This window comes from Salipiger sp. 1_MG-2023, assembly GCF_030547555.1.
Taxonomy (GTDB): domain Bacteria; phylum Pseudomonadota; class Alphaproteobacteria; order Rhodobacterales; family Rhodobacteraceae; genus Salipiger.
On record NZ_JAUOQN010000013.1, the window covers coordinates 83,299 to 95,745 of the forward strand.

At 63.8% G+C, this 12,447-nt stretch carries 12 protein-coding genes and 1 tRNA gene; 2 read left to right on the top strand and 11 right to left on the bottom strand.

Annotation, left to right across the window (positions count from 1 at the left end; translation table 11 throughout):
• Nucleotides 1-2: 2 nt before the first annotated feature.
• Entirely contained in the window at nt 3-1,073 is a 1,071-nt protein-coding gene (locus Q4543_RS08800; protein WP_303437492.1) for a DUF1513 domain-containing protein, read from the top strand.
• Nucleotides 1,074-1,226: 153 nt separating this feature from the next.
• Here Q4543_RS08800 and xylB read toward each other — a convergent pair whose 3' ends face one another.
• The 8 genes from xylB to Q4543_RS08840 all read right to left on the bottom strand — a co-directional run bounded on the left by xylB (nt 1,227) and on the right by Q4543_RS08840 (nt 10,222).
• The gene (xylB, locus tag Q4543_RS08805; RefSeq protein ID WP_303437494.1) at nt 1,227-2,672 is read right to left on the bottom strand and encodes a xylulokinase; all 1,446 of its coding nucleotides are present in this window, start codon (nt 2,670-2,672) and stop codon (nt 1,227-1,229) included.
• A 4-nt stretch (nt 2,673-2,676) separates the two neighbouring features.
• On the bottom strand, nt 2,677-4,134 hold the full coding sequence (locus tag Q4543_RS08810) for a mannitol dehydrogenase family protein (RefSeq protein ID WP_303437495.1): 1,458 nt from the start codon (nt 4,132-4,134) through the stop codon (nt 2,677-2,679).
• 161 nt (nt 4,135-4,295) lie between these two features.
• Nucleotides 4,296-5,300: an ABC transporter ATP-binding protein gene (locus Q4543_RS08815; RefSeq protein ID WP_303437496.1), complete on the bottom strand. Its 1,005-nt coding sequence runs from the start codon at nt 5,298-5,300 to the stop codon at nt 4,296-4,298.
• A 12-nt stretch (nt 5,301-5,312) separates the two neighbouring features.
• Nucleotides 5,313-6,143 (bottom strand): carbohydrate ABC transporter permease, encoded by an 831-nt coding sequence (locus Q4543_RS08820; RefSeq protein ID WP_216005770.1) that lies wholly within the window; start codon nt 6,141-6,143, stop codon nt 5,313-5,315.
• A 12-nt stretch (nt 6,144-6,155) separates the two neighbouring features.
• The gene (locus tag Q4543_RS08825; RefSeq protein ID WP_216005771.1) at nt 6,156-7,022 is read right to left on the bottom strand and encodes a carbohydrate ABC transporter permease; all 867 of its coding nucleotides are present in this window, start codon (nt 7,020-7,022) and stop codon (nt 6,156-6,158) included.
• 120 nt (nt 7,023-7,142) lie between these two features.
• Nucleotides 7,143-8,453, bottom strand: coding sequence for a sugar ABC transporter substrate-binding protein (locus Q4543_RS08830; RefSeq protein WP_303437498.1), 1,311 nt, complete (start codon nt 8,451-8,453; stop codon nt 7,143-7,145).
• A 126-nt stretch (nt 8,454-8,579) separates the two neighbouring features.
• Nucleotides 8,580-9,527, bottom strand: a complete 948-nt coding sequence (locus Q4543_RS08835; protein ID WP_303437499.1) for a sugar-binding transcriptional regulator — start codon at nt 9,525-9,527, stop codon at nt 8,580-8,582.
• A complete protein-coding gene (locus Q4543_RS08840; RefSeq protein ID WP_303437500.1) occupies nt 9,524-10,222 on the bottom strand; it encodes an HAD family phosphatase in 699 nt (232 codons plus the stop codon). Before Q4543_RS08840 ends, Q4543_RS08835 begins: the two co-directional genes overlap by 4 nt.
• A gap of 139 nt (nt 10,223-10,361) precedes the next feature.
• Here Q4543_RS08840 and Q4543_RS08845 point away from each other — a divergent pair.
• Nucleotides 10,362-10,436: transfer RNA gene (locus Q4543_RS08845), tRNA-Val, on the top strand.
• Between the two features lie 64 nt (nt 10,437-10,500).
• On the opposite strand, the gene Q4543_RS08850 is transcribed toward Q4543_RS08845, so the two are convergent.
• From Q4543_RS08850 to Q4543_RS08860, 3 genes are all read right to left on the bottom strand, one after another.
• Entirely contained in the window at nt 10,501-10,905 is a 405-nt protein-coding gene (locus tag Q4543_RS08850; protein ID WP_303437501.1) for a hypothetical protein, read from the bottom strand.
• Complete coding sequence (locus tag Q4543_RS08855; RefSeq protein ID WP_303437502.1) at nt 10,902-11,180, bottom strand: tyrosine-type recombinase/integrase; 279 nt, start codon at nt 11,178-11,180, stop codon at nt 10,902-10,904. Before Q4543_RS08855 ends, Q4543_RS08850 begins: the two co-directional genes overlap by 4 nt.
• 19 nt (nt 11,181-11,199) lie before the next feature.
• A partial coding sequence (locus tag Q4543_RS08860) for a DUF5906 domain-containing protein (RefSeq protein ID WP_303437504.1) occupies nt 11,200-12,447 on the bottom strand: 1,248 nt, incomplete at its 5' end.

The window sequence follows — 12,447 nt, forward strand, 5'->3', positions numbered from 1 at the left end:
CCATGACCACCCGACGCGCCTTCATTGCCTCATTGCTTGCCGCCTCGGCCAGCCCTGCCGTGGGCTGGGCATCGGTGGGCGATCCTACCTATCTTGCCGCAGCGCGGATGCCCGACGGCAGCTATATGCTGGCGGGCCTGCGCGAGGATGGCTCGGCGGCGTTCAGCGTGCCGCTTCCGGCGCGCGGCCACGCGGCGGCGGCGCATCCATCCCGCGCCGAGGCGGTGGGCTTTGCCCGCCGTCCGGGCACCTATGCGCTGGTCATCGATTGCCGCGACGGCGAGGTGCTGCACCGGCTGGAGGCCCCGGACGAGCGCCAGTTCAACGGGCATGGCACCTTCTCGCCGGATGGGCGGCTGCTTTACACGGTCGAACAGCGCGTCGCCGACAGCGAAGGCTTCATCGGGGTCTGGAATACCGATGGCTATCGGCGCGTGGCGGAATTCGCCAGCCACGGAGTCGGGCCACATGACATCCGGGTGATGCCCGATCACGCCAGCCTCGTGATCGCCAACGGCGGCATCCAGACCGACAAATGGGATCGCGCCAAGCTCAACACCGACACCATGCGGCCAAGCCTTGTCTATGTCGATCTGGATGGCGCGCTGCTGGAAAAGCGCGATCTGCCAGAGTTTTACCAGAACTCGATCCGCCACCTTGCGCTGCGCGCCGATGGGCTGGTGGGCTTTGCGATGCAATGGGAGGGCGAGGCGGGCTATGCGCCGCCGCTGCTGGCGCTGCATCGACGCGGCGAGGAGCTGGTGCTGTGCGAAGCCCCGCTTGAAGACGAGCTGGCGATGGATGGTTACGCTGGCAGCGTGGCATTCTGCGGCGACGGCAGCGAGATCGCCATCAGCTCGCCGAGGGGCGGGCGCTTGCACCGGTTTTCCGACGCGGGCGTTTTTCTGGGCGCGGTGTCGCGCACCGATGTCTGCGGGCTGGCGCCGCATGCCGGGGGTTACATGGCCAGCGACGGGCTGGGCGGCGTGCTGCTGGTGCGCGGCGGCGCGGTCCAGCCGCTGACCATCGCTCAGGCCGCGTGGGACAACCATCTGATTCCGATCCACGCCTGACGGCAAAGCCGGGGGCTGGTACCGCCGCGATCCAGCGGCTTGGGGCGCGTCGTCAAGAAGCGCGCCCCAAGCTGAAACAGATCTTTCCGGATATCACTTCCCTCAAAGGCCGACCGCCGCGGGAGGAGGCAACCGCGGCGGCCGGATGAGCGATCACTGGATGGACTTCACGCCTGAGTAGGCGGGGCCAAAGCGGGCATAAGCCGCGTTCAGCGCCTCGGTCATGCCAGTGACCGGCTCAATGACCTCGCCAGTGAGCGGCGCGGTCATTATCTCTGTCGGGCTCTCGCCGGTGGCGGCGATGCGCCCAAGCCGCGCCGCGCCAAGCGCCGCGCCGAATTCACCGGCCTTGGGCAGGTGCAGCGGCAGATCCAGCACCGTCGCCAGCAGCCGCAGCCAGTAACGCGAGCCGGTGCCGCCGCCGATGGCGAGCAGGCTGGCGGGCCGCGCCCCGGTGCTCTTGAGCGCCTCGAGACTGTCGCGCAGGCCAAAGCTGACGCCGGTCAGCACCGCGCGGGTCAAATCGTCGCGCGTGGTGTCGGCGCCGATGCCGGTAAAGGCACCGCGGATGTCGGCATCGTTGTGCGGCGTGCGCTCGCCCGACAGGTAGGGCAGGAAGCGCTCACGCCCCGGCGCGGCGAGGTGTTCGCCTAGCGGCGCTGTCAGCTCGGCGGGGCGGGTGCCGGTGATGCGGGCCAGCCAGTTGAGGCTGTCGGTACAGCTGAGCATCACGCCCATCTGGTACCATGTGTCCGGCACCGCGTGGCAAAAGCTGTGCACCGCGGTTTGCGGCGAGGGCGCATAGCCGCCGCGCGCCGCCAGCAATACCCCCGAGGTGCCAAGTGAGACAAAGCCCTGACCTTCGTTCAGAACGCCGGTGCCAGCCGCCGCTGCCGCGTTGTCGCCTGCGCCGCCAGCGATGGCGACATTGCCGACGCCCCATTTTGACGCCAGCTCGCGGCGCAGGGTGCCCGCGCGGGCGCAGCCTTCGACGAGGCGGGGCATCTGGGCGCGGCTCATGCCGCCCAGATCGAGCAACGTATCGGACCAGTCGCGCGCGCCGGTGTCGAACCAGCTGGTCCCGGCGCTGTCGGACATGTCTGCGACGTGATCGCCGCTCAGGTACAGGTTGAGATAGGCCGCGGGCAGCAGCACCTTGGCGATACGGGCAAAATGGCCCGGCTCATGGGTGCGCATCCACAGCAGCTTGGGTGCGGTGAAGCCGGGGAACATGATGTTCCCAGAAATCTCGCGCGCGCCGGGGGTGGCATCCAGCGCGGCTGCCTCGATATGGCTGCGGCTGTCGTTCCACAGGATGCAGGGGCGGATCACCGTATCCGAGGCATCCAGCGCCACCGCGCCGTGCATGTGCCCGGCAACGCCGATCCCCTTCAGCGCTTCCCAGCCCGGTGCGGCGCGCAGCTCGTCCACCGCGCCTTCCAGCGCGGCGATCCAGTCGGCGGGGTCTTGCTCGGACCAGCCGGACTGGGGGTGCGCCACCTCGTAATGACGCTCGGCCGAGGCCAGCGGTGTGCCATCCGCCGCTGTCAGAAGCGCCCGCAGACCCGATGTGCCAAGATCAATTCCGAGGTAGCTCATGGCATCAGCCTTTCACGTAGGCGTCCATGGTGGCCTCTACCCCATCGTCCCACAGACGGGTCAGCCATTTGGCAAAGGTGTCAGCAAAGCGCGCGTTCGACGCCAGATCGCCATAGACAGAGCGCTGTTCCAGCCATGCGGCAGGGCGGGTGCGGGCCTGTTCCGACAGGGCGACGAGGCGGGTCCAGTCGGGGTCGTTGGCTTCGATCACCGAGCCGTCTTCGAACTGGCCAGCGCAATACCGGCACCACAGCGCCGATTCCAGCGCCAGACCGTCGATCGAGGCATCGGCTTTCAGCGCCTCGACGATTACTGGAACGATGAATTTCGGCTGACGGTTGGAACCGTCAAAGCACAGCCGCCGCAGCGTGTCCTTGACCTCGGGGTTCGAGAACCGCCCGACGATCAGTTCGAGATATTCGGTGGCGGTGAATTCGGGGACCGGCTGCACCTGCGGCAGCACCTCGGTTTCCTCGACCTTGCGGAAAAAGCCATGCACCAACGGATGCGCCATCGCCTCGTCGACCAGCGTGCAGCCAAGCAGCGCGCCGGCATAGGCGATGATGGCGTGGCCGCCGTTGAGAATGCGGATCTTCATCCGCTCGTAGTCATGCACGTGGTCGGTGAAGGTCACGCCGACCTCTTCAAGGCGCGGGCGGCCTTGGGTGAAGCTGTCTTCAAGCACCCATTGGCGGAACGGCTCGCAGGTCACCGGGACCGGATCGTTCAGCCCAAACCCCGCGGCGACGGCGCGTTCGCGATCGCCGGTGGCGGGCGTGATGCGGTCGACCATCGAATTGGGAAAGGCGACATTGGCGGCGATCCAGTCGGCCAGCGCCGGATCGGACAGCCGCGCGGTGCCGGTGACCGCGTCGCGGGTCACGCTGCCGTTGCCGGGAAGGTTGTCGCAGCTCATCACGGTGAACGGGGTCTGGCCCGCATCCCGACGCGCCTTGAGCGCGGCGACGATGGCGCCGAACACGGTGCGCGGGGCATCGGGCGAGGCGCCATCGGCGACGATGTCGGGATGGGTCGGATCAAAGGTCTCGGTGGTGGGATCGACGAAATAACCGCCTTCGGTCACGGTCAGCGACACGATGCGGGTGCTGGTATCGGCCATCTTGGCGATCAGCGGGCCGTTGGTTTCCTCGATCGGGAGATAGTCGATCATCGAGCCGGTAACGCGCGGATTCCGGCTGTCGGCGGACAGCTCGATCACGGTCGACAGGCAGTCCTGCGCCAGCAGCGCTTCGCGCATCCGCGCATCGGGGGCCCGCACGCCCGCGCCGGTGATCGCCCAGTCATGGTCGAGCCCCTTGGCAAACAGGTCGTCAAGATAGACCGCCTGATGGGCGCGGTGGAAATTGCCGAGACCCACATGCACGATGCCGTGGCTCAGCCCTTTGCGATCATAGGCAGGCAGCGCAACGCGCTTGTCGGTATTCTCAGAGATCAGGCTCATGGGACGGCTCCGTCAGATTACTCTGCACCTGCCGCCCTGGGGGAGACGGGCGGCGGTGCGTTCGGCCCTCTGCGCGGGGCCACGCGTCCGCCGGGGCGGAATGTTGTCGCGCCCGGCTGTCGCGCCGGGCGCAGGCGGCGTCAAGGCCGCGCGTTAACGGATCACATCCGCAGGCCGTTCTTGTCGAAGCGGTGCATCCTCTCCTGATCCGGGGTCATCCAGATCCGGTCGCCGTGCTTGACCGGGATCTCGCCGCCCACACGCACGGTCAGAGGCTCGCCGCCAAGGCCATGCTCGTGAACGTGAAGGAAGGTATCAGAGCCCAGATGCTCGGATACGCTGATGGTGCCCTGCCAGAGCCCCTCGGTGGTGGATACGGCGATATGTTCGGGCCGCACACCGATGGTCGCGGCATTGTGGCCGCGCGCCACCTCGCCCTTGATCAGGTTCATCTTCGGCGAGCCGATGAAACCGGCGACGAATTCGTTGCGCGGGGAATGGTACAGATCGAGCGGGCTGCCCACCTGTTCGATATGCCCGGCGCGCAGCACGACGATCTTGTCGGCCATGGTCATCGCCTCGACCTGATCGTGGGTGACGTAGATCATCGTGGTGGCAAGGCGTTCGTGCAGCTCCATGATTTCCAGCCGCATCCCGACCCGCAGCGCCGCGTCGAGGTTCGACAGCGGCTCGTCGAACAGGAAGGCCTGCGGCTCGCGCACGATGGCGCGGCCGATGGCGACCCGCTGACGCTGCCCGCCCGAGAGCTGGCCGGGGCGGCGATCAAGATAATCGGTGAGGTTGAGCGCCTTGGCAGCGGCGTCGATGCGCCGCTTCTGCTCATCCTCGGGGATCTTGGCCATCTTCATCGGAAAGGCGATGTTCTTGCGCACCGACATGTGCGGGTACAGCGCGTAGCTCTGGAACACCATCGCAAGGCCGCGCTGCGCCGGGGCAAGCCCGGTCGCGTCGGTGCCGTCGATGGAGATGGCGCCCGAGGTCACATCCTCGAGCCCGGCGATCAGCCGCAGAAGGGTGGACTTGCCGCAGCCCGAAGGGCCGACGAACACAACGAATTCACCGTCGTTGATTTCCAGATCGAGAGGCGGAATGACGTTCACTTCGCCGAAGCTCTTCGTCACTTTCTCAAGCGTAATGCGTCCCATGATCGAAATTCCTTATTTCACCGCGCCGAAGGTCAGGCCGCTGACGAGTTGTTTCTGGCTGAACCAGCCAAGGATGAGGATCGGCGCGATAGCCATGGTCGAGGCCGCGCTGAGTTTGGCGAAGAACAAGCCTTCCGGGCTGGAGTAGCTGGCAATGAAGGCCGTGAGCGGGGCCGCCTTGGCCGCGGTTAGGTTCAGGGTCCAGAAGGCTTCGTTCCAGGCCAGGATGAAGTTGAGCAGCATGGTCGAGGCAATGCCCGGAACGGCCATGGGGGTCAGGATGAACAGGATCTCATCCTTGAGACCGGCGCCGTCCATGCGGCCCGCTTCGAGGATCTCGCCGGGGATTTCCTTGAAGTAGGTGTAGAGCATCCACACGATGATCGGCAGGTTCATCAGCATCAGCACGATGATCAGGCCGGTGCGGCTGTCCAGCAGCCCCAGTTTGATGAAGATCAGGTAGATCGGGTACAGAACGCCGACCGCCGGAAGCATCTTGGTCGAGAGCATCCAGAGCAGGATGTCCTTGGTCTTGTTCGAGGGCACAAAGGCCATCGACCACGCCGCCGGGATGCCGACGATCAGGCCAAGGATGGTGGAGCCCCCGGCGATGAAGATCGAATTCCACAGGAAGCGCGCGTAGTTCGACCGTTCCAGCACGTCATGGTAATTCGCCAGCGTCCAGTCGAACGCAAGGAACACCGGCGGGTCGGCAACGGCGGTGGCTTCGGTCTTGAAGCTGGTCAGGATGGTCCACAGGATCGGGAAGAAGATCAGCAACCCGACGGCCCATGCGGCGGCGGTGTTGATGATCTTGCGTTTTTGGGTAACGGCTCGTGCCATGGTGTCAGCTCCTCACGCGTCCAGGTTCTTGCCGACGATGCGCATCAGGAAGATGGCAACGATGTTGGCGAGAATGATTGCATAGACACCGCCCGCGGACCCAAGCCCGACGTTCTGGCTTTCCAGCACGCGCTGGAAGATCAGGTAGGTCAGTGTGCGCGACCCGAAGGCACCGCCGGTGGTCACGAAGATTTCCGCAAAGATCGACAGCAGGAAGATCGTCTCGATCAGAATCACGATGGTGATCGCCCGCCCGAGATGGGGGAGGATGATGTAATAGAACCGCTTCAGCACCGGCGCGCCGTCCATTTCCGACGCTTCAAGCTGTTCGCCGTCCAGCGACTGGATCGCGGTGAGCAGGATCAGGGTGGCAAAGGGCAGCCACTGCCAACTGACGATCAGCACGATCGAAAACAGCGAGGCGTCGCTGATCCATTCCACCGGCGCTGCGCCAAAGAACTTCCACAAATGTGCAAACAGCCCGTTCACCGGGTCCATGAACATGTTTTTCCAGACCAGCGCGGTCACGGTGGGCATCACGAAAAACGGCGCGATCACAAGGATACGCACCACGCCCTGGCCCCACATTGGCTGGTTCAGAAGAATGCCAAGCAGCACGCCGAACACCACGGTGATCAGCAACGTGCCCAGAACGATGACCAGCGTTGCCTGAACGCTGGGCCAGAATGCCGAAGACGTCACGAAGCGCACGTAGTTGTCGAAACCCGTCCAGCCGAGGTCGCCGCCGCGCAGGGGCAGGTATCTTTTGAAAGAGAATAGAAGCGTCATGATGAGCGGAACCAGCATCCATCCCAAAAGTAGGATGACTGCGGGTGCCAACATCATGCGCGCTGCCGATCGGGAATGCTGTGTCGCCATGACGACTGTCCTCTCTAGCTCACGCAAGGTGCATGATGAACGCGGGTGATCGTGGTGAATGGGTCCCGTTGAACGGGAGCCGGGGAGGGCAAGCCCTCCCCGGTGATCGGATGGCGCGGCTTAGTAGCCTGCGGCTTCCATTTCTTCAGAAGTGATATCCTGAGCTTTCTCGAGCGCTTCTTCGGCGGTCTGCTGACCGGCGACTGCGGCCGAGAATTCCTGACCAACCTGGCCTGCGATGCCCGCAAATTCCGGGATCGCTGCGAACTGAACACCGACATAGGGAACGGGGTCCACGGTCGGGTTGTTCGGATCGGCCGAGTTGATGCTGTCGAGCGTCACCTGCGCGAACGGGATCTTCTGGTACTCGGGGTTCTCGTAAAGCGAGGTGCGCGTGCCCGGGGGAACGTTGGCCCAGCCTTGCTTGTCGGCCACCATTTCGATGTAGCCGGTGCCGGTTGCCCATTCCACAAAGGTCTTGGCGGCTTCCTCGTTCTGGGTGCCGGCGGGAATGCCAAGCGCCCATGCCCAGAGCCAGTTGCCGTTCTTGGACACGCCATCCTTGTGCGGTGCCAGAGCATAGCCGACCTTGTCCGCCACCACCGATTCATTGGGATCGGTCAGCTTGGAGGCCGCGACGGTGGCGTCGATCCACATGCCGCATTTGCCCTGATTGAACAGCGTCAGGTTCTCGTTGAAGCTGTTGCCCGAGGCACCCGGAGGGCCGGCTTCTTCCATCAGATCAAGATAGAAGGTCAGCGCTTCCTGCCACTCGGGCGAATCGAACTGGGCTTGCCAGTTCTCGTCGAACCAGCGCGCGCCGAACGAGTTGGCCATGGACGTGATGAACGCCATGTTGTCGCCCCAGCCAGCCTTGCCGCGCAGGCAGGCGCCGTAGATCTCGTTGTCCTTGTCGGTCATCGCAATGGCGGCTTCGCGGATGAACTCCCAGGTCGGTTCCGCCGGCATTTCCAGACCGGCTTCTTCCAGCAGGTCGGTGCGATAGAACACCATCGAGGATTCACCGTAGAACGGCGCGGCGTACATGGTGCCCTCATAGGACAGGCCATTGCGCATCGCGGGCAGGATATCATCGATGTCGTATTCCGCGGACAGATCGTCCATCGGGACAAGCCAGCCGTTTGCAGCCCAGATCGGCGCTTCGTACATGCCGATGGTCATGACGTCGAACTGGCCGCCCTTGGTGGCGATGTCCTGAGTCACGCGCTGGCGCAGCACGTTTTCTTCCAGCGTCACCCACTCGACTTTGATGTCGGGATGCTTTTCGTTGAAGTCATCCATCATGCTCTGCATGCGGATCATGTCGCCGTTGTTCACGGTCGCGACGGTGATTGTGGTTTCGGCAATGGCCGACGTAGCAAGCGCGCCAACGGCACACGCGCCCATGAGGGCGCGGAACGAAGTAGACATAGGCAGTCCTCCCAAAACTCCTCTTCGCAAGCGGATGCCGCAGTTTCCTGAGCAATTGCCCGCGAGGTGAAGAAAAGCTCACACGGGAGGGCGATTCGTGTCAAGGCTGTTTCGTTGGCAGTTCACTCAGGAACTGCTGACCAATTCGGCAGCGGTCGATTCGTCGGTCAGCAGGCCGTTGATCAGCTTACCCTTGAGAGCGGCCCGCAACGCCTTGATCTTGCTGATACCTCCGCCGATGCACAGCACCGGAGCGCGGTTCGCAGGAACCTGAAGCCCCACCAACAGATTGTTGACAGGGTGATCGAGGAATCGCCCGTCTGAATCAAAGATATGGCCGCATATCTCGCCAACGGCGCCCGCCGCCTGCACCGAACGCAGCTCCTCTGCCGTCAGAAAGCCATCGACATGCAGCGGCGCGTCGTCGGCCATCTGCCCAATCCCGACGATGGTCAGATCGGCGTCGCGGGCCAGGGTCAGCAGGTTGGCGACATGGGGCAGGGCGCGGTAGACTTCCAGCTCCTGCGCGTTGCGCGCCATCACCGGCACCGACATCGGGAAATGCTGCGCGCCGGTCTTGTCGGCAAAGCGCATGATCACCTCGTAGAACGAGGCCGATCCGTCGGGCGAGACGTTGCCGATCAGCGACACCATCCGATGCTGAGGCGCGGCGACGGGCTGCATCTGTTCGCAGACCGCGCGCAGCATCCGCCCGGTGCCAAGCGCCACCAGCTGCGGCGTCTCTTGCCGGAACAGCCGTTCGATCTCGGCGGCGGCGCTGGGGGCGATGGCGCGCGTTGCATCCTGCTCTGAGCCAAGCCGGGGCGCAACGCGCACCCGGTTCAGCCCGAACTTGCGGCGCAGGTCGCGTTCCAGTTCGAGGCAGGCGGCAATGGGGTGGTCGATGCGCACGCGCACCAGCCCTTCGCTCATGGCGCGCGCCACCAGTCGCTGGGCCCGCTGGCGCGAAATGCCCAGCTCTTCGGCGATCTGGTCCTGCCGCATTCCGCCGACATAATATAGCCAGCCCGCCCGCGCGGCGAGATCGCTCTGGGGGATGTCGTCGTCGCTCACGTCCGGTCTCCGGCATCGGCATCGGCGCAGGTCAGTAGGGTCGGGGCGAACTCGGCAACCTTGGCAAGATCGTCAAAGCGGCGGTGGGGGCGGGTGCCCGGATCTTCAGGCAGGTCTATGCCCCGGAAATGGCTGCCGCCGGTGAATTGCCAGACCTGCATGCCCGCGGCGAGCGCGGCCCGGATGCCCGACAGCGAATCTTCGATGACAAGGCAATGCTGCGGCGCAATGCCGGCCTTTTTCGCGGCAAGCAACGGCAGATCGGGCGCCGGCTTGCCGCGCGCGACCTCGGCAACGGTGGTGATCCGACCGGCAAAGAGCTCTGACAGCCCGGCGATCTGCATGGATTGTTCCACCCGCGCCGGGCTGGAGCTGGTCGCCAGACAATAGGGCAGCGCCAGCCGTGTCAGCAGGTCGCGAATGCCCGGCATCGGCTGCAACCCGTCGCGAAAGGCAGCCACGAGGCGGGCGCGGTAGTCGGCTTCGAATCCGTCGGGAAGCACGATGCCGAATTCCTCGCGTATCTGCGCAAGCACCACCGGATAGCTGCGCCCGAGAAAATGCCGTGCCACGTAAGCGAGATCGATCTGCACGCCGTGCAACGCCAGTTCCGCCACCAGCATCTGCGCGCTTATCACCTCGCTGTCGACAACGACCCCGTCAAAATCGAAGATGATCAGCTGAATATCGCGCATGGTCTTGTCCTCCGCTCCGGCGGGAGTAGCCCAAAGTGCGCAGCTTGACCAGTATCGGGCGCGGGCAGCATTTTTTGTGGAGGCAGGATGCGATTGCCCTCTTGCGCCCCGTATGCGCTTCCCTTAATAGGCCCGCACCGGGTGATTAGCTCAGTGGTAGAGCGCTTCGTTCACATCGAAGATGTCAGGGGTTCAAATCCCTTATCACCCACCATTTTCCCTTTGATCAATAAGGGGATTTTCCCATAGTGATGCCAATTTGCGAAGCGGTTCGCGGTTCATTGAACCAAGACCTCGCGCCGGGTGCCGAGCAGGCGATCAAACTGAGCCCTAACGGCGGCTTCATCTTCGACCGATAGTTCTCCAGCCAACATTGCGTTAAAGGCCTTTCCCATCTCTGTCTCAGCCCATGCCTGGCAATCATCCTTTGCCCATTCGATAAGGCCACGCATGTCGGCAAGGTTTTGATCCGTGAGCATCAAGTAGTTCCGGTTGTGGGTTAGTAGTTTCGCGCAACCCTCGTGGATCTCGATCTCGAACTCGTCGCCCTCATCGTCGAGCCCCATGGCATAGTGGACAGGCCCATCCTCGGTCATGGCGACGTAGAGGTGGTAGTGCTTGCAGCCGACCTTGTCTGGTACACGGGCGAACGGTGCGGGCTTTTGGTTGTCGGGATAGTTCATGTGCGATCTCCTGGCTTGGTCGTGAAATCGAGAATGTCGGCAGCGCCACGAAGGTGCGAAGGGGAATAGCGGGCATAGACCCGCTCGGTTGTTGCCGTGTTCGAGTGACCCAAGAATTGGGCAATCTCGGCCATCGGAACCCCGCCTTCCGCCAAATGGACTGCAGCTGTATGGCGGAAGATGTGAGCGCCCACGCCAGGAATCCCCGCCCGGTCACCGACCGCCTTGAGGCCCTTGCGGACAGAGCGTACAGGCCCGCCAGCCCATTCGACCACGTAGTTGCTGAGCGCAGCTTCACGGGTTCAGCCGCATATAGCCCTCGACCGCCCAAGCCGCGATCGCCGTGCGCTCAGCAGAAAGAATGGTCTCGGCCAGATTGATCGTCCTCGCCTCTACCGAGACCGGACGCGTCCACTCAAGGAACAGCCAGCGGCGATTGAAGCCGTTCGAGTTGTCGCTGGTGCGCGGCAGGTGGTTGCTCGCGAACCACTGCGCGCAGGTCGGCCTGAAGTCGAAGGGCTGTTGGTTCTTGTGCTGGGCGGTGATCCTTTCTCCCGCGACAATTTGCTTGAAGTGCTCCCCTGCGATCTTCTTCGTCTCGGACAACTCGCCTGCATAGTTCATGAGCTTGCCGTGCATCTGGGCAGGCAGGAAGGCGTCGCTCCACTTCTCGGGCGGGATATTGGAAACCGAACCTTCAGGCAGCAGGCCCTGAACAATCTCGCTGGCCACCGACTTGCCTGCTCCTGCCGCCCCATACAGGCAGAAGGCCTGCTGGTAGTCGGAGGCGACCCCGAACAGCGTTGCTCCGATCATCTCCTGGAACATGGCGACCTTGTCGTCGTAGTCGGGATCGTGGCCCCAGCTGTCGATCATGAACTGATTGCAGACCGGCATCTTCCCGGCCTCGTCCTTGAGGTAGCGGTAGGGCAGGACGTAGGTGCTGCCGTAGTCCGGGTGGTGGTCCCGGAGCATCAGGTCGGTGTCGAGGAAGCCGTTCGCGAAGTTGACGCCCTTCAGGTAGACCTGCTGGAGGTCCTTGGCACATTTCGACTTCATCAGCTTCAGGATGCCATTGTAGTCGGAGGTCTTGCGGCAGGACGGGTAGAAGCCGAACTCCGCCGAGATCGTCTGCATGATCTCGAACTCATGCTTCTCGGACCAGTGTGATCCCTTCCACTGCCAGAACTGCCCCGCGTGGTAGCGCAACTCGCCGAACTGGTTGATGTGCTCGTGGACCGCCTGGGCGATCTCGTTGTGGTTCTCGCCCTCGATGTCGCCCATCCGCAGCTGCTTGAGCTGCTTGCGCAGGTCGGACAGCGTCACCGTGCCGCCAGACTGGGTGGCGACGAACTTGAGGAACCGGCCCTCATCCAGTTCGTTGATCTCGCCCTCGGAGCGGGCCAGCCGGGCCAGGTTCTGCAGGATGCAGCTGTGCAGCGCCTCGGACTGCAGGTCCGGGTTCGAGCTATGGCTGAATCTGGTGTTTGGGCGGTTTGAAAGCTGGCGGTGCATCTGGTTGGTTTGATGTTGCCAAACAAA

Bases quoted from the DNA above. Each gene is read 5' to 3' on its own strand.
- Q4543_RS08800 (WP_303437492.1), top strand. From the start codon at position 3: ATGACCACCCGACGCGCCTTCATTGCCTCATTGCTTGCCGCCTCGGCC.
- xylB (WP_303437494.1), bottom strand. From the start codon at position 2,672: ATGAGCTACCTCGGAATTGATCTTGGCACATCGGGTCTGCGGGCGCTT.
- Q4543_RS08810 (WP_303437495.1), bottom strand. From the start codon at position 4,134: ATGAGCCTGATCTCTGAGAATACCGACAAGCGCGTTGCGCTGCCTGCC.
- Q4543_RS08815 (WP_303437496.1), bottom strand. From the start codon at position 5,300: ATGGGACGCATTACGCTTGAGAAAGTGACGAAGAGCTTCGGCGAAGTG.
- Q4543_RS08820 (WP_216005770.1), bottom strand. From the start codon at position 6,143: ATGGCACGAGCCGTTACCCAAAAACGCAAGATCATCAACACCGCCGCC.
- Q4543_RS08825 (WP_216005771.1), bottom strand. From the start codon at position 7,022: ATGGCGACACAGCATTCCCGATCGGCAGCGCGCATGATGTTGGCACCC.
- Q4543_RS08830 (WP_303437498.1), bottom strand. From the start codon at position 8,453: ATGTCTACTTCGTTCCGCGCCCTCATGGGCGCGTGTGCCGTTGGCGCG.
- Q4543_RS08840 (WP_303437500.1), bottom strand. From the start codon at position 10,222: ATGCGCGATATTCAGCTGATCATCTTCGATTTTGACGGGGTCGTTGTC.
- Q4543_RS08850 (WP_303437501.1), bottom strand. From the start codon at position 10,905: ATGAACTATCCCGACAACCAAAAGCCCGCACCGTTCGCCCGTGTACCA.